We start from the raw sequence: 15,558 nt of genomic DNA, 5'->3' as shown, positions 1-15,558 counted from the left end.
TCTTTCACTTGAGACCTGCTCAGTAATATGAGTTAATAGTGATGTAGCCGGCCGGCTAATTCCTTCGGAAAGGAGTGATCAAGGTGATTACAACGCAAACAGAGGTGATCTCTGCGTAAGCAGAGGTCACTGTTCCAAGCGAGGGCCACTAGGCCCTCGCATAACTTTTAAGATCGAGTAGACAACGAGAAGTTTTTTACATATAATGAGAAATGTGAACACGAAGTGAACACAACAATAAACTACGGTGAAGGGAGTGCTTATTAATGAACACAATGACAATGACAGTAGCGATGAATGTTGCGGCCGCCGCAGAGGTACTCGTCTCCTAACTGAATATCATTCGTGGAATAACCGTTCACCTGAATTGTATAATTGCATATACAACCGACAGGCACGATTATGATCGTGTTTTTTTTATTCCATTTTTGAGAATGGTAGGAGGTTAAGGGGCGATGAAGATACTCTCTGCAAATCAGTCAAAGTTAAGCTTTGCGACAATTTGAGGAGGTTTTCATCCATGAGTTACAAGAACGGGAAAGATGTTCTTCCCCCTAACCTATTAAAACAATTACAAGAATATATCCAAGGCGAGATCGTGTATATCCCTAAGAAAGAGCAGAAACGTGCAGGCTGGGGAGAAAATAACGGCACTCGCATCATTATTGAGCGGAGAAATCGTGAGATTTTCCGTTTGTATCAAACGGGTTCGACGGTGTTGGAGCTGATCAAGGTGTTTCATTTGTCCGAAGACAGCATCCGCAAGATTATCGTCAAAACACGTGAATTAACAGCCAATCAGGCATAGCAGCAGCATCCACCGTGATGCTGCTTTTTTTTGTAGGAAATCCTAGTTACCTTGCCGAAATTACTCATAGAGAGAATGTAAATATTTAGGAGGAGTAGAGAGATGATAACTGTATTTGTATATGGCACATTACTGGTGGGGGAAAGCAATCATCATGTGGTCTCCCCGTATTTACTAGAAGTGCAACCTGGCGCGATCCATGGACGTTTATATGATGTTGGACCTTACCCTGCATTAATTCTTACAGACGATGAACATAAGGTTGAAGGGGAATGGATTGCAGTTACCGAAGAGGGACTGGCTGCTATGGACATTTTGGAAACGTATTACGGTCCCCGTCATGCTGACAATGAATACGAGCGAATTTGGGTAAGGGATGCCACTTTGGAGCAAGCAGGTTGGGTGTATTGTTATCCTAATTCACGTGGACTCGCAGCTATTCATGGTTCCTCTTGGAAAACTTACCTGCACAATAAAAAGGTGTGATGTTATTCGAGTTTTTCCGACATTTTCCTATCTTGGCCTCAGATATGATGCTATAATTAGTACTAATTTATGGACTCGAGGAGAGAGAACATGTCAGCTTACAAAATTTTGCTAGCCGATGATGAATTGGCACTTCGCTTTCTGCTGACGGAGACGTTATCGGATGAGGGATACGTCATCACCGAGGTTGAGGATGGTCAACAAGCGATTGAGCAGTTGGGCAAGGATGCCTACGATTTAATTATTCTGGATTACATGATGCCAGAACGCACGGGCGTAGAAGTTTGCTCCTGGTTGAGACAAAGTGATAATGTGAATAAGGACTTGCCGGTGATTCTGCTGACAGCCAAAGCACTGGAGAAAGATAAAGAGAAAGCGAAAGCAGCGGGTGTCACCACATACATTGTAAAGCCCTTCAGTCCACTTCAATTATTAGATACCATCGGGCAGCTATTGCAACGCTAGCTTGGATAAATGCATGAGGGTCAGTTAGATTAAGCTTAAAAAGGGTGATTGTCTGCTATGGGCCATGGAAATATAGAGAGAGCCAAAGATTCAGCTTCCGAATCCGATCGTGATGCAAGAATCCTTAAACAAGGAAGAAAGCTGTTTATTCGTGAATATGACAAGCAACTGCAGCAGTTGCAGTCCTTGCTGACTGCAGTTCAGATGAAACCAATCCTTGAGGATTTGCGACAATGCTATCGGATTGCACATACTCTCAAAGGTAGTGCGCCAGTCTTTGGTTATATGAGAATTGGTAAACTAGCAGAAGACATGGTGCGGAAATGGGAATGGACCCTAGCCATTGAGAAACAGGATCATGAGTTGCTTCTTTCGACAAGCCCTGTACATGAAAGCATTGAGCGAACGGTTGAATTATTGCTTGAATTGAAAATGGAACTGGATATCGGTTTAACGGAAATTCAGATGGATGAGGAAAAGGATCCTGTTACAGGCTCCATGCTTCGAACACTCAAAAGTCGGATTTTACTCGTTGATGATGACGATGCGCTTCGCTTTTATTTAACTAGACGATTGCAACTCGATGATTGTGTCGTTGATGAAGCGGCTGATGTGGAGTCAGCGAAAAAATTACTTCGTGAGCATGCTTATGATCTTGTTACGCTAGATCTTATGATGCACCCCCAGTCAGGCTATGAGCTATTTGATTATCTAAAAGAAGATCCTACTTTGAAATGGCTGCCGCTTATCGTACTATCCGGTCGTGATGATATCAGCGATAAAGTTCGCTGCTTCCATCTAGGAGCGGATGATTATGTGACGAAGCCATTCCAATATGAGGAATTGGCGGCGCGTATCTATGGACTCCTCAAGAGGACCCGAAATTTCGAACAGTTGGCTTTCCGTGACCCGCTGACAGGTGTGTTTAATCGCCGCTATTTTGATCTGCAGATTGGATTAGAGCTGCAGCGTATTGAGCGCTACCCTGCGCCAATTTCTCTCGTGTTTATTGATATTGACAGCTTCAAGAACGTCAATGATACGTATGGACATCACGTAGGGGATTTGGTGCTCCAAGGCTTGGCTCATCTCATGCTGGTCAATCTGCGTTCGACAGATTTACTAGCGCGTTTTGGTGGTGAAGAGTTTGTTATCGCACTTCCCAATACGACAGTGGATCAAGCTAGATCAATCATTCAAGATATTTTGGGTAAAGTTCGTGTAAAGCCCGTAGCGCAGAATGAGGGTCAAACGTTCTCCATTACGTTCTCAGCTGGGGTAGCCGAATGGCAGGTAGGGATGACAATTGCAGAGTGGGTAGCGAAAGCAGACGATGCGATGTATCAAGCGAAGCAGCAAGGCAAGAATCGCATTGTTCTGGCCGACTTAGAAGATGAGGGTGCTCAATTCAAGAAGCTGGTTGCCCATGCGAATGCCCAGCTACAGAAGAAAAAGCTCTTGATCGTGGATGATGATCCGATTCTCAGGGCGATTCTAATTTCGCAGTTGGAGCACTTACCGATTGTGATAACGCAGATTTCTGATGGTGAAGCGGCATGGCAGCTATTAAGTGATCAAGCCTTTGATGCTTGTATTCTGGATGGCATCTTGCCTGGACTTGATGGTTATACGATCTTAGAGAAGATCAAGACAGATACGAATGAACGATTAAAAGATCTGAAGATACTGATGCTTTCTGGGAAGAAGAAGGAAGCGGATGTGGCGAAAGGTCTACAAATGGGTGCCGATGATTATATGACGAAGCCATTCTCACTCGTGGAGCTGGAGAACCGTGTCAAACAGTTAATGAAACTTGACTAGTAGGAAAGGAGGGGCGATGTCCTCTCCTTTTTGCTTTTTCGCCACAAGAAAGTCGTCTAGCGTTCAAATTCCCTTGAAGGAGGTTTGCGACTCCAGTACTTTCTGATACAGTAGAATGATAGACGAAGTTACATATGAAGGAGCAAGATGAATGTCGGACAAAGACAATCTGGTACGTTTTGGAATTTCGATGCCGCAATCTCTAATCGAGCAATTCGACCGGTTGATTGCCTTACAAGGGTATGATAATCGCTCGGAGGCGATTCGTGATCTGGCGCGCAAGGCGCTTTTGACCTCAAGCAGTATGCAGCCAACAGAAATGGTCGCAGGCACAATTGTCATGGTATATGACCACGATAGCCGAGATTTGCCGATCACTCTCATGGATCTTCAGCATGACTACCATCATGCCATCATTTCAACGATGCATATCCATTTAAACCATCAGCAATGCTTGGAAATTCTCGTCGTTCGCGGTGAAGTGCAGAAGCTCCGAGAGTTGCAGCAACGCATACAAGTGTTAAAAGGTGTTGCCTATGCGGAGCTGTCTGTTACACATGTGGACGAGCAGGGCCAAAGTCATGGACACAGCCATGGGCACAGCCATCATCATGAGGATCATCACGTTCACGAAAAGGCCGAGACGGAGTAGTGAAATTCGTAGTTCGCCTGTTTTTTTGCTAAAATAAAGGATGTGGAGGTGTGCTATGTCGGAGAAAAGATGGTTCTCTTTGGAAGAGGCCAATCATTTATTGCCATTTGTTGATGGGGAATTGAAGAAGATGCAAGCCTTGAAGCGCGAATTTGAGGACAAATATATGGAGTTACGCCATAAGAAGAATGAATATGCTTCGATGCCGGGCACGGAAAAGGATCCCTTTTTCGTTATGGAAGCTGCCTTAGAATTCCTTCAAATTGAAGCGCGTGGACTCATTCAAAGTTTTCAAAAGACGGGCATTGAGCTGAAGGATATCGATACGGGACTTGTTGATTTCCCTGCGGTCATGAATGGAGAAGAAGTGTTGCTGTGTTGGAAGCAAGGAGAGGATGAGATTCGTTACTATCACGGAGAGCAAGATGGTTTTGCTGGCCGTAGACCGATAGCGGATTAGAGGGATACTGATGACGGGATTATTACAACAACGAACCAAAATGTGGTTCCTGCGACTGCCTGTAGTCTCGATTGCTGTGTTAGCAATCATGCTTCTGTGTGCTGTCCTTGCACCTCAATCCGTCTCTGCGCATGCTTCATTAGTTGAAGCGACACCAGAAGCGGGAGCAAAGCTTGAAAGTTCTCCTGCCGTGGTGTCCGTCACGTTCAATGAACAATTAGACGGCGGACTATTTTATATTAAAGTTTATGATCATAGCGGAGCTGAGATAACGAAACGCAAAGCGACGATGAATAAGGATCAAATGGGTATTAAGCTGGATGTTCCGAAGCTGGCAGAAGGCGTGTATTTGATTAGTTACCACGTCATCTCAGCAGATGGTCATCCTGTCGGTGGAAGTTATCCGATCACGATCGGGAATCCGCCTCAGGAAGATCTACTCGATGTGCCTTCCGCTCATACAGGACATGAGCACAGTGCAGGACCACTGACGACCAAGGGGTTGCTGCAGTACGCCTCCCGCGGCCTATGGTTTCTGATGCTGTTGGCTTTGACTGGCTGGGCATTCTGGTTAAGATTGGTGAGAACCCAAGGTGAAGAAGCTCAGAAATCGGTCTCCGCTTGGTCGCTCAATCTGCAACGCGGACATCTTGTTGCCCTATTGCTGCTCATTTTTACTCATATTGAGGATCTATTGGGCGGCGGCGGTGTGGATGAAATATGGCAGTTGCTAAGCGCCACCAATATCGGGATTTCTTGGGTGCTGCTTCTTGTATTATCATTCATAGGCTTTGTATTGCTGGGCAGAGCGGCATGGTTGGATGTAAGTTGGGCTTTGGCGCTTCTAGCAGTCAAAAGCTTCAGCGGTCACGCAGCCTCCTTCTCACCTCTGTGGGCGACAATTGGGCTCGATTTTATTCATCTCGTTGCTGCAGCTTGTTGGGTTGGTGGATTAATTCTGCTGTATGTGAAGTGGCGCCATAATAAGACGGGGCTAGGCAGTTATATGCAGAAGTTTTCCAAATTCGCACTGATCTCGATACTTGTTTTAACCGTGTCAGGGATCCTTTCCGTATTGCTTTTCTTACCGAATTTGCGTTACTTAACGTACACAACATGGGGAATTCTCCTACTTGTGAAGGTAGGCGTGGTGGTGCTTGTCGCCGTGCTGGGGTTCGTGATTCGACTCTTCCTCCGCAAAAAGCAAGTCAATCAATCGATCGTTTGGGTAAAGCTAGATTTATCACTTATGGTCATCATTGTTGTGCTTGTCGGACTGCTTACCTATATGGCACCAATTCCTTCTAATGAGCCGCTACAATGGCATCAGATGGGTGAGAAGGTCCATGCATCGGTCGATATTACGCCGAAAATTCCAGGCAATAACAACTTCGTCGCCAAAGTATGGCTGCCTGAAAAATCAGGTAAACCAAAGCAGGTTCTCTTGATTTTGCATAACAAGGATGATAAGGAAATTGCACCGATTTCGATCCCACTAACGATCTATACAGATAATAAGGAAGAGGAGTCCTACGGTTTTGCTAAATTTAGTTACAAAGCGGAAGGGCCTTACCTGCCTTTTAGAGGCAATTGGGAGCTAGAAATGCGTGTCATGGATACTGAAGATAATGAGACAGTGTATACCAAAGACTTCATTGTGTATTAAGCCTGAGACAAGATAGATGAAATAAGTGAGGTAGATAATCATGGCCTGGGTTCAAATTCTAGATAAAGACCATCTTTCCGTTAAATTCGATGACAAGGATGATTCGGCTCTAATCGAGGTCAATGACGGCGGCATTTCACCGAACTATGTAACGATTCGATTGGATGAGCAAGAAGTGGATGAGTTGATAGAAGCACTCCAACGCATCAAACAATCGATGCAATGATGATGATGGTATACACTTGCACATAAGAAAGAACCTTCCCCCAGACTGAACAAAAGTCGGATAGGGAAGGTTCTTTTTATTAGCATGCAACTAGCTTTAAAACAAGCTCCAGTCGAATTCCTGCGAAAGAATGCCGAGCAGATGCACACCTGCCGTGCTGTTGCCTTTACGGTTCAGTGCGGGTCCAACGATGCCGATGCCGTATTGTCCCGGCACCATCGTCAGGATGCTGCCTGAGACGCCGCTCTTCGCAGGCAGCCCGACATTCATGGCAAATTCGCCAGAGGCATTGTACATTCCACAGGTAAACATGAAGGTCTTGGCTATTTGCACGAAACGCCGCGGGATGAGACGTTGCTTGCGAATTGGATCCACGCCGTTATGCGCGAGTACGAGGGCCATTCTAGCAAGATCCGTGCAATTCACCTCAATAGAGCAGTGGCTAAAGTAAACACGAAGGACATCGTCTACTTCCTTGTCCAAGACACCGTTATCCTTAAGGAAATAAGCCAATGAACGATTGCGGTGAGCGGTATCTGACTCAGATTTGAACACATTTTGATTGATGGAGAGCATAGGATTATCCGCAATATCCCTGAAGAAATGAAGGATACGATTAACCTGTTCATCCGTGCTATTCCCAGCGATTAATGAGGAAATCGCAATCGCTCCGGCATTAATGAGCGGATTGAAAGGGATGCCTGGCTCGATAAGCTCAAGCTTCAGCATGGAGTTGAAGTCATCGCCTGTCGGCTCCATCCCAACTCTGGAGAATACAATGTCTTCGCCATTATCCATGAGTGCAAGAATGAGTGAGAAAACTTTCGAAATACTTTGCAAGGTGAAGCGAAAGTCAGAATCACCAGATAGGATGGTTCGTCCTTCACTGTCCATCATGCATATCCCGAGAATATCACCAGAAGCGTTAGCTAGCTCAGGGATATAGGAAGCAACACGACCTTCAGTCGTATGCGTTTTGCTAACAGCAACCCATTCGTCGATGTGAGTGTGAAGCTTCTTCCAGGTTTCATCGTGCTGTTGGTGAGACATAGTGAAGTCAGTCCTTCCTCTTCCCTAGTCTTTCCAAGCTTGCGGATGATTGTCGCTGATCAGCTCTGTTGCTGCTGCATTCGCAATCACTTGCTCTGGGTTTTTGCAGCCTGGAATTACAGAGGTAACCGCATCATGCTTCAAGCACCAAGCCAATGCCCATTTAGCCATATCCATGCCTTCCGGTACTTCATTTTGCCTAATGCGTTGAACCTCTTCCAGCTTCTGTTTAACGGCATCCGCATCGTGACGATGACGAACGTCCGTGTTGCTGAATACAGCACCTGGCTTATATTTACCGCTTAAATAACCGCTGGCTAGTGGTACACGCGCAAGTACACCGAGATCTTGATCGATACAAGATTGGAAAACCTGATCTTCCGGCGCTCGATCTAGACGATTATAGACAACTTGAATCGCTTTGGAATTTACTTTACTTGAAGCCGCGGTCTGATGGATATTGGCATTGCTGCCGATTGAAGTGCCAATGTGACGGATTTTGCCAGCTTGTACTTGTTTATCAAGAGTCGTCCAGAGATCATCATTATCGAATAAAGCATCAGGTCCGGAATGGAATTGGTATAAGTCAATATAGTCCGTATGTAAAGCTTGTAGAGATGCGTCAAGCTGCTTAATGACGGCTTCGGGACTAAACTCATCAGTTCGTGTGAATAAGTCATGGAAATGATGCCCGAATTTCGTCGCTACAACCCACTTATCGCGATCGCGGCGAGATAAATAATTACCGATAAATGACTCGGAAAGGTGATCGCCATAGCATTCTGCCGTATCAATTAAGTTAATACCAAGCTCTGCAGCTTGGTCCAAAATCGCGTCGGCTTCCCCTTGTGTATAGGTTAATCCCCATTCACCGCCGAATTGCCAAGTACCAACACCAACAATGGAAACTTTCAGATCTGTTTTGCCAAGTCTACGATATTTCATGTCGTGCACTCTCCTTATTAAGGTATCCAAATTCATTATACAACAACATTTTATTTTTCCACATTAGATCGTATAGCTAAACGCGGACGCTCATCCTCGAATGACTTTGATACAAGTTTATCTCAGTTTAATGTAAGCTTTTCATAAATGGGTTACTGTGTAAATAGGACGAATTGAAGGAGAAAGGATGTAGTTGCTATTGATCAAGAAATATGTGCTAAGTCTTTTGAAAGAATGGGTGCCAACTATAGCGTTTGCTATCATCATTGCGCTTGTTGTCAATACGTATGTTGCCCAAGCGATGACCGTTCCAACAGGATCCATGTTGCCTACGATTCAATTAAAAGATGAGCTGATTGTTGAGAAAATGAAGCCTTTAACCGACTTTGATTTCGGTGATATCGTTGTATTTTGGCCGCCAATTGAGGGGAATGAGGACCGCTATGTGAAGCGTCTGATTGGATTGTCTGGCGATACGATTGAGGTCAAAGATGGCGCTTTATATAGGAACGGAGCGAAGGTAGACGAGCCTTATATCCAAGAGCCTATGACATATACCTTTCATCAAGTGACTGTGCCTGAAGGGAAATATTTCTTTTTAGGGGATAATCGCAACGAAAGCTATGATTCTCATTTGTGGCCGGCAACTCCTTTTGTAGCTGAGAAAGATATTATTGGCAAAGCCGTATTCCGCATTTTCCCTCTGAGTCAAATCGGGACCATTGATTAACATATAAGAAGCTCCCGACCTCATTTAGAGGAAGGGAGCTTTTTTCTCAATGAGCAAGATTAGGGGAAACGTGGTTCTCTTCTTCACCATCTTCTTTTTTCTTCGATTTACGGTCAGAAAGCTTGATGTTTCCGACGAATAGCGTAAGTATCGCGCCAAGCAGCACGAATACCAGACCATAGATAAACACTAGATGAAGAGAAGAAACTAGCGCATCTTTAATGATTGGCAACTTCTCCACTAATTCTTTTGGCAATTTGGCCAACGCCTCTGGACTTAATAGGGAGGAATAGAGAGACTGCGGATTCTTATGGATCATTTCAATTAAGGGACTCCCTACTTCCGCGGGGAACTGTTTCACGATTGGCTCTAGATTTTGTTCAAGTAAAACCGTTGATTTATGATTCATAATAGCGCCGAGAATCGTCATTCCGAAGGTACCACCGATTTGACGGAAAAATTGGCTGGAAGACGTTACAACACCAAGCTCCGATTTCGGGAAGCTTTCTTGTAACGCGAGTGTCAGGATCGGCATGACAAGACCCATTCCTAAACCAAGAAGAACCATGTAGCTGGATGCTATTAACTTCGTCGTAGAAATGCCCATGGTACTAAGGAAAATGAATCCAACAGCCATGACGATCATACCGATGAGCATTTGTCTACGAACACCAATCTTATCAATTAATTGGCCTGAAACGACGCTGGCAGCAATCATTGTAATCATGAGCGGTGTCATGACGGTTCCGGAAGCGGAGGCGCTAATACCGACAATCCCTTGCATGAAGAGAGGGACGAACATAATAGCACCGAACATACCAACCGCCATCAGGAACCCTACGCCGTTAATGGTGGAGAAGGTTCTATTTTTGAACAAACGAACAGGAAGGATCGGCTCTTGTGCTTTACTTTCAATGAATACGAAAGAAACTAATGACACGACTGCTAGTACGAATAGACCAATAATCTGCCAAGAGCCCCAAGCATACTCACTACCGCCAAAAGTCAGAGCAAGAAGTAAGCTCACTACACCGACAATCATCGTGACGATACCTGGGATATCGAACTTAACTTTCCCAACTGATTTATGCTTCGGTAAAGCAATAGAGATCAGAATAACAGCTAAAACACCAACAGGCAGGTTGATGTAAAACACCCAACGCCAGTCCCAAGCATCTACAATCCAGCCACCGACTTGCGGCCCGATAACAGAAGATAAACCAAAGATCGCTCCGAAAACACCTTGCCATTTGGCACGCTGCTTGCCTGTGAATAAATCCCCGATAATAATCATGGCCATTGGCATCATAATACCACCGCCAAGACCTTGCAGACCGCGGAACAAGATAAGTTCAGTCATGTTCTGAGACATTCCGCAAAGCGCTGAAGCAACGATGAAGATGATGAGTCCTGTTACATAGATGACGCGGCGGCCCATTAAATCTGCCAGCTTACCAGCGATGGGTACGATAACCGTGGAAGTCAGCATGTAAGCTGTCGTTAACCATGTCATCAGCCCGAGTCCGCCGAATTCACCAACGATACGCGGCATTGCTGTTCCTACGATCGTACCGTCCAAGGCTCCGAAGAGCATGGCAATGATCAAGCCGGTGAGGAGGAGTCCCCGATTTTTGAGCTCAGGTGCAGCTGCTTCGGAGACATCCTTAGGCGCTGCTTTTTGAATGTTTTCCATCTGTTTCACTCCTTAGATGTAATCAATTAATAAAATGAAGTAAATTTTTCGAATGCACTTATGAAAATAGGAAGTTCTTCCGGAGGAAGCTGCGATAATCCGCGGGCAATTACTTTCTTCTGAATTTCGGTAGCCTCAGCAAGGATGGCGTCTCCTTTGGCCGTATTTTCAACAAGTACAATGCGGCGATCGGTCTCATGATGCAAACGAACAACATGCCCACTTTGAACAAGACGATCAATCATGACAGTGATTGCACTCGGCTTTACACCTAATTTTTCTGCAAGCTGAGACTGTTTGGGTGATTTTTCTTTCGAGATCATCGCTAACATAAATAAATGTCGTGGCGTTATCTCGGAGTCTATTTCGGCAATTACGATATGAGCTAATTTACGATGCGCCATCTCAAATGCTGTGCGGAAGCGATTGGTGTAGTCAGTCAATTCATCTTCCAAATCATAACCTCCTTATAAATTGTTAGAATTGTCTAATAATTAAATGATATAATAATTAAATCAAGTAATATTTAAATTGTTTAACTAAAATATAGACCTGTCGACGAATGAAGTCAATAGGGAGTTTCTGAAAATTTCAGAAAACCAAGGAGTGATGTACTTGCATATCCTCTGTATCTTGCATATAATAACTGGTACATATACGTGGAAATGCTTTGACGGAGAAGAGTACGCAGTGCTTCTTGACAGGGAGGGAAAGCCGATGATTGAGAGCTGGCCCCGAGAATCAGGCTGTGGAAGTTCGCTCCCGAGCAGTCCTTTGAACAGAAGCTGTAATTAGCTTCTCATTAGAGGGAACCGGACACATCGTCCGTTATCTGGAATGAAGTGAGATTCGTTTATTTTGTCAACTGGACATAGATGAATCTAATTAGGGTGGTACCACGGCTTTTCGTCCCTTGCGAGGGAGCGGAAAGTCTTTTTTGTGTTTTCATAAAGGGTGATTCAGAGGCCTAAATCAGGAGGGATTTCGATGAAAGAGCGGTTAGAGGCTTTGAAGCAGGAAGCGCTGCAGGAGCTAAGCTTTGTTGCAAGTCAGCAGGAGCTGAACGATTTAAGAGTTAAATATTTGGGTAAAAAAGGACCGTTAACCGAGGTTCTTCGCGGCATGGGCGCGTTAAGTGCAGAAGAAAGACCGGTCATCGGCCAAGTGGCGAATGATGTCCGTGCAGCGATTGAAGCTGTTATTGAAGAGAAACAAGCAGCTTACACGAAGCAAGAGACAGAGAACAGACTTCGTGCTGAGATGATCGACGTTACGTTGCCAGGACGTCCTTCACAGCAAGGTGCAGTGCATCCTCTAAGCAAGGTTATTCAAGAGATTGAAGATATTTTTATCGGGATGGGCTACACCGTTGCGGAGGGGCCGGAGGTTGAGCAAGACTACTACAACTTCGAAGCTTTGAACTTGCCTAAGGATCATCCAGCTCGTGATATGCAGGATTCGTTCTATGTAACGGAAGAAATTTTGATGCGCACGCAAACATCCCCTGTTCAAGTAAGAACAATGGAAAAGCGTAAAGGTGAAGTTCCGATCAAAATCATCTGCCCAGGCAAAGTATACCGCCGCGATGACGACGATGCGACTCACTCTCACATGTTCCAACAAATTGAAGGTTTGGTCATTGACCGCAATGTGCGGATGAGTGATCTCAAAGGGACATTGCTTCAATTCGTACAAGAAATGTACGGCCCAGCGACCAAAATTCGTATGCGTCCTAGCTTCTTCCCTTTCACAGAGCCGAGTGTTGAAGTGGACGTAAGCTGTGCAATGTGTGGCGGCGAAGGTTGCCGTACGTGTAAGCAAACAGGTTGGTTGGAAATTCTCGGAGCAGGCATGGTTCATCCGCGCGTTCTTGAAATGGGTGGCTATGATCCGAAGGAATACACAGGCTTCGCATTCGGTATGGGTGTTGAGCGTATCGCTATGTTGAAATATGGTATCGAAGATATTCGTCATTTCTATACAAATGATTTACGTTTCTTAAAGCAATTTTTACATGTGTAAGCACTAGGAAAAGGAGGGTATAAAGCATGAAAGTTTCTTATCAATGGTTATCCGAATATGTGGACGTAACAGGCTTCACAGCCCAGGAATTAGCTGAAAAATTAACCCGCAGCGGTATCGAAGTGGATATCGTCGAGGATCGTAATAAAGGTGTATCCAATGTTGTTGTCGGGTTCGTTAAATCCCGCGAGAAGCATCCTGACGCAGATAAACTGAGCGTTTGTGTGATTGATGCTGGACAAAGCGAAGACTTGCAAATCGTATGCGGGGCCAAAAATATTGATGCTGGGCAAAAGGTTCCTGTCGCGATGATCGGTGCCGTCCTTCCAGGCGGACTAGAAATTAAACGCGCGAAGCTGCGCGGTGTGGAATCACAAGGAATGATCTGTTCCGCGAAAGAGCTAGGGCTTAACGACAAATTGCTTCCAAAAGAAATTCAAGAGGGCATCTTGGTATTGCCTGAGGACACGGAAATTGGCCAATCGATTCTAGATGTATTGGCGATAAGCGACAAAGTCATGGAGCTCGACTTGACGCCGAACCGCTCCGATTGCTTGAGCATGCTCGGAGCGGCTTACGAGATCGCGGCGATCCTTGGCCGCGAAGTGAAGCTGCCTGATGCAGAAGCTGCGCTGCAAGCGGCAGGAACTGCCGGCGTGAAAGCTGCTGATCGCATCAGTGTGAAGATCACAGCGACTGAGCAGTGCACGCACTACGCGGCTCGCCTGATCGAAGGCGTACGCGTGGGCACTTCTCCGCTGTGGATCCAGAACCGCTTGATGGCTGCGGGCATCCGCCCTATCAACAACATCGTCGACATCACCAACTTCGTGATGTTGGAGTACGGCCAGCCGCTTCACGCGTTCGACGTGGAGCAGCTGAATAACGGTCACATCGACGTACGACTCGCTGAAGCCGGCGAGAAGCTCGTCACGCTTGACGATGTGGAACGTACCCTAGAGCCGCACATGCTGCTCGTCACGGACGGCACCAAGCCTGTAGCGATCGCTGGTGTTATGGGCGGCGCGAACTCCGAAGTGACTGAGGGCACAACGCGGATTCTGCTTGAATCCGCCAAGTTCGCTGGCAGCTCCGTGCGCCGCACATCACGCCAGTTGGGCCTTCGCTCAGAAGCGAGCCTTCGCTTCGAAAAAGAAGTGAACCCGGAATCAGTGATTCCGGCACTGAACCGTGCTGCTGCGCTGATTGCGCAATACGCAGGTGGTAAAGTCGCTGACGGCATCGTAGAAGCCGCTAGCGGAACGCACAAGTCGGTCAGCATTGAGCTGGCGGCTGACCGCGTGAACAACTATCTCGGTACATCGCTATCCTTGTCCGAGATGGAGCAAATCCTTTCGCGCCTGCATTTCACATTCGAGCAAGCTGGCGAAGGCAAGCTGCTCGTACATGTGCCGAGCCGCCGCGGAGACATTACACGTGATGTTGATTTGATCGAAGAAGTAGCACGTCTCTTCGGCTACGATAACATCCCGACAACCTTGATGACCGGCGTTACGACGCCAGGGTCACTATCCAAGGAACAATCCGTCCGCCGGATTACACGGAATATCTTGACGCAAAGCGGATTGAACGAAGTGATTACGTATTCTTTCACAAACCCGCGTTCACACGGTGGCGCTGGTGCTGAAGTGAATCCTCAAGCGCAAGTAGATGCGATCCCTGGTCTATACCCGACTGCGAAGCCAATTCTACTCGCGATGCCGATGAGCGAGGACCGCAGTCAGCTGCGCACAAGCTTAGTACCGCATTTGCTTGATGTTGTTAGCTATAATCGCAATCGTACGATGGACGATGTCGCCATTTTCGAAATTGGCAAAGCATTCATTACGGATGAAGCAGCCCTTACGGTTCTACCGCAAGAAAAGCTGATATTGTCTATCGTGCTGACTGGCAAACGTCGCCAATCACACTGGGCTCAGAAGTCAGAAGCTGTTGATTTCTACGATATCAAAGGGATTTTCGATCGGTTGGTTCATTATCTTGGCATTAAAGGTCTGACTTACACATCAGCAGCGCCAGAAGGTTTCCACCCAGGTCGTACAGCTGAAATCTCACTTGCTTCTACTGAAGGTCCAATAGTAATTGGTCGTGTTGGTCAGCTGCATCCGACCGCGCAACAACAGCGTGATTTGGATGACACGTATGTGCTTGAAGTTGAACTAGCGCCTATCTTGGAAGCTGCCGGCGACGAAATTGTTTATAAGCTGTTGCCTCGCTATCCGTCTATTGGACGTGATATTGCAGTAGTGGTGAATACAAACGTCCCTGTTGGACTTATGGAACAAGCGATTTCTGAAGTTGCAGGGGAATTGTTGGAGTCAATCCAAGTGTTTGATATCTATACAGGAGAGCGTCTTGGTGCTAATCGTAAGAGCGTAGCAATCGCACTTGTGTATCGTCATGCAGACAGAACTTTGCTGGATGAAGAAGTAACTGAACTCCACGCCAAAGTTGTGTCAACACTTGAACAACAATTTGAGGCTGAGTTAAGAAAATAGTGTAACTTTCCTTAT

At 46.0% G+C, this 15,558-nt stretch carries 15 protein-coding genes; 11 read left to right on the top strand and 4 right to left on the bottom strand.

The window, feature by feature from the left end; all coding sequences use genetic code 11:
- Positions 1-520 precede the first annotated feature (520 nt).
- The 8 genes from ASG89_RS32470 (at position 521) to ASG89_RS32435 (ending at position 6,584) form a co-directional block, all read left to right on the top strand.
- Entirely contained in the window at positions 521-808 is a 288-nt protein-coding gene (locus tag ASG89_RS32470) for a CD3324 family protein (protein WP_028556449.1), read from the top strand.
- A gap of 102 nt (positions 809-910) precedes the next feature.
- Complete coding sequence (locus tag ASG89_RS32465) at positions 911-1,294, top strand: gamma-glutamylcyclotransferase (protein ID WP_057315471.1); 384 nt, start codon at positions 911-913, stop codon at positions 1,292-1,294.
- A gap of 90 nt (positions 1,295-1,384) precedes the next feature.
- Positions 1,385-1,759, top strand: a complete 375-nt coding sequence (locus ASG89_RS32460; RefSeq protein ID WP_057315470.1) for a response regulator — start codon at positions 1,385-1,387, stop codon at positions 1,757-1,759.
- 57 nt (positions 1,760-1,816) lie between these two features.
- Entirely contained in the window at positions 1,817-3,580 is a 1,764-nt protein-coding gene (locus ASG89_RS32455) for a response regulator (protein WP_057315469.1), read from the top strand.
- A 151-nt stretch (positions 3,581-3,731) separates the two neighbouring features.
- Positions 3,732-4,232: a nickel-responsive transcriptional regulator NikR gene (gene nikR / locus ASG89_RS32450; protein WP_057315468.1), complete on the top strand. Its 501-nt coding sequence runs from the start codon at positions 3,732-3,734 to the stop codon at positions 4,230-4,232.
- A 55-nt stretch (positions 4,233-4,287) separates the two neighbouring features.
- Positions 4,288-4,692 (top strand): DUF2203 domain-containing protein, encoded by a 405-nt coding sequence (locus tag ASG89_RS32445; protein ID WP_057315467.1) that lies wholly within the window; start codon positions 4,288-4,290, stop codon positions 4,690-4,692.
- A 10-nt stretch (positions 4,693-4,702) separates the two neighbouring features.
- Positions 4,703-6,358, top strand: a complete 1,656-nt coding sequence (locus ASG89_RS32440; RefSeq protein ID WP_057315466.1) for a copper resistance CopC/CopD family protein — start codon at positions 4,703-4,705, stop codon at positions 6,356-6,358.
- A 40-nt stretch (positions 6,359-6,398) separates the two neighbouring features.
- Positions 6,399-6,584, top strand: coding sequence for a hypothetical protein (locus tag ASG89_RS32435; RefSeq protein WP_057315465.1), 186 nt, complete (start codon positions 6,399-6,401; stop codon positions 6,582-6,584).
- A gap of 96 nt (positions 6,585-6,680) precedes the next feature.
- On the opposite strand, the gene glsA is transcribed toward ASG89_RS32435, so the two are convergent.
- Together glsA and ASG89_RS32425 are read right to left on the bottom strand one after the other, a co-directional pair.
- Entirely contained in the window at positions 6,681-7,634 is a 954-nt protein-coding gene (glsA, locus tag ASG89_RS32430) for a glutaminase A (protein WP_057315464.1), read from the bottom strand.
- Positions 7,635-7,658: 24 nt separating this feature from the next.
- Positions 7,659-8,579, bottom strand: a complete 921-nt coding sequence (locus ASG89_RS32425; protein WP_057315463.1) for an aldo/keto reductase — start codon at positions 8,577-8,579, stop codon at positions 7,659-7,661.
- Positions 8,580-8,772: 193 nt separating this feature from the next.
- Between ASG89_RS32425 and lepB the strand changes: the two genes are divergently transcribed.
- Positions 8,773-9,309 (top strand): signal peptidase I, encoded by a 537-nt coding sequence (lepB, locus tag ASG89_RS32420; RefSeq protein WP_235550005.1) that lies wholly within the window; start codon positions 8,773-8,775, stop codon positions 9,307-9,309.
- A gap of 46 nt (positions 9,310-9,355) precedes the next feature.
- On the opposite strand, the gene ASG89_RS32415 is transcribed toward lepB, so the two are convergent.
- Positions 9,356-10,903: an MDR family MFS transporter gene (locus tag ASG89_RS32415; RefSeq protein ID WP_057315522.1), complete on the bottom strand. Its 1,548-nt coding sequence runs from the start codon at positions 10,901-10,903 to the stop codon at positions 9,356-9,358.
- 125 nt (positions 10,904-11,028) lie between these two features.
- Positions 11,029-11,457 (bottom strand): MarR family winged helix-turn-helix transcriptional regulator, encoded by a 429-nt coding sequence (locus ASG89_RS32410; protein ID WP_057315462.1) that lies wholly within the window; start codon positions 11,455-11,457, stop codon positions 11,029-11,031.
- Between the two features lie 532 nt (positions 11,458-11,989).
- On the opposite strand from ASG89_RS32410, the gene pheS reads away from it, so the two are divergent.
- Both pheS and pheT read left to right on the top strand, forming a co-directional pair.
- Entirely contained in the window at positions 11,990-13,024 is a 1,035-nt protein-coding gene (gene pheS, locus ASG89_RS32405; RefSeq protein WP_057315461.1) for a phenylalanine--tRNA ligase subunit alpha, read from the top strand.
- Between the two features lie 26 nt (positions 13,025-13,050).
- Positions 13,051-15,543 (top strand): phenylalanine--tRNA ligase subunit beta, encoded by a 2,493-nt coding sequence (gene pheT / locus ASG89_RS32400; protein ID WP_057315460.1) that lies wholly within the window; start codon positions 13,051-13,053, stop codon positions 15,541-15,543.
- Positions 15,544-15,558 lie beyond the last annotated feature (15 nt).

Origin of the sequence: Paenibacillus sp. Soil766, from assembly GCF_001428105.1 — a bacterium.
Taxonomy (GTDB): domain Bacteria; phylum Bacillota; class Bacilli; order Paenibacillales; family NBRC-103111; genus Paenibacillus_E.
Note: the sequence above shows the minus strand (reverse complement) of the source record. Positions and strands in the feature narration are given on the sequence as shown.

Coding starts and splice junctions, on each gene's coding strand:
- ASG89_RS32470 (WP_028556449.1), top strand. CDS start 521: ATGAGTTACAAGAACGGGAAAGATGTTCTTCCCCCTAACCTATTAAAA.
- ASG89_RS32465 (WP_057315471.1), top strand. CDS start 911: ATGATAACTGTATTTGTATATGGCACATTACTGGTGGGGGAAAGCAAT.
- ASG89_RS32460 (WP_057315470.1), top strand. CDS start 1,385: ATGTCAGCTTACAAAATTTTGCTAGCCGATGATGAATTGGCACTTCGC.
- ASG89_RS32455 (WP_057315469.1), top strand. CDS start 1,817: ATGGGCCATGGAAATATAGAGAGAGCCAAAGATTCAGCTTCCGAATCC.
- nikR (WP_057315468.1), top strand. CDS start 3,732: ATGTCGGACAAAGACAATCTGGTACGTTTTGGAATTTCGATGCCGCAA.
- ASG89_RS32445 (WP_057315467.1), top strand. CDS start 4,288: ATGTCGGAGAAAAGATGGTTCTCTTTGGAAGAGGCCAATCATTTATTG.
- ASG89_RS32440 (WP_057315466.1), top strand. CDS start 4,703: ATGACGGGATTATTACAACAACGAACCAAAATGTGGTTCCTGCGACTG.
- ASG89_RS32435 (WP_057315465.1), top strand. CDS start 6,399: ATGGCCTGGGTTCAAATTCTAGATAAAGACCATCTTTCCGTTAAATTC.
- glsA (WP_057315464.1), bottom strand. CDS start 7,634: ATGTCTCACCAACAGCACGATGAAACCTGGAAGAAGCTTCACACTCAC.
- ASG89_RS32425 (WP_057315463.1), bottom strand. CDS start 8,579: ATGAAATATCGTAGACTTGGCAAAACAGATCTGAAAGTTTCCATTGTT.
- ASG89_RS32415 (WP_057315522.1), bottom strand. CDS start 10,903: ATGCTCTTCGGAGCCTTGGACGGTACGATCGTAGGAACAGCAATGCCG.
- pheS (WP_057315461.1), top strand. CDS start 11,990: ATGAAAGAGCGGTTAGAGGCTTTGAAGCAGGAAGCGCTGCAGGAGCTA.
- pheT (WP_057315460.1), top strand. CDS start 13,051: ATGAAAGTTTCTTATCAATGGTTATCCGAATATGTGGACGTAACAGGC.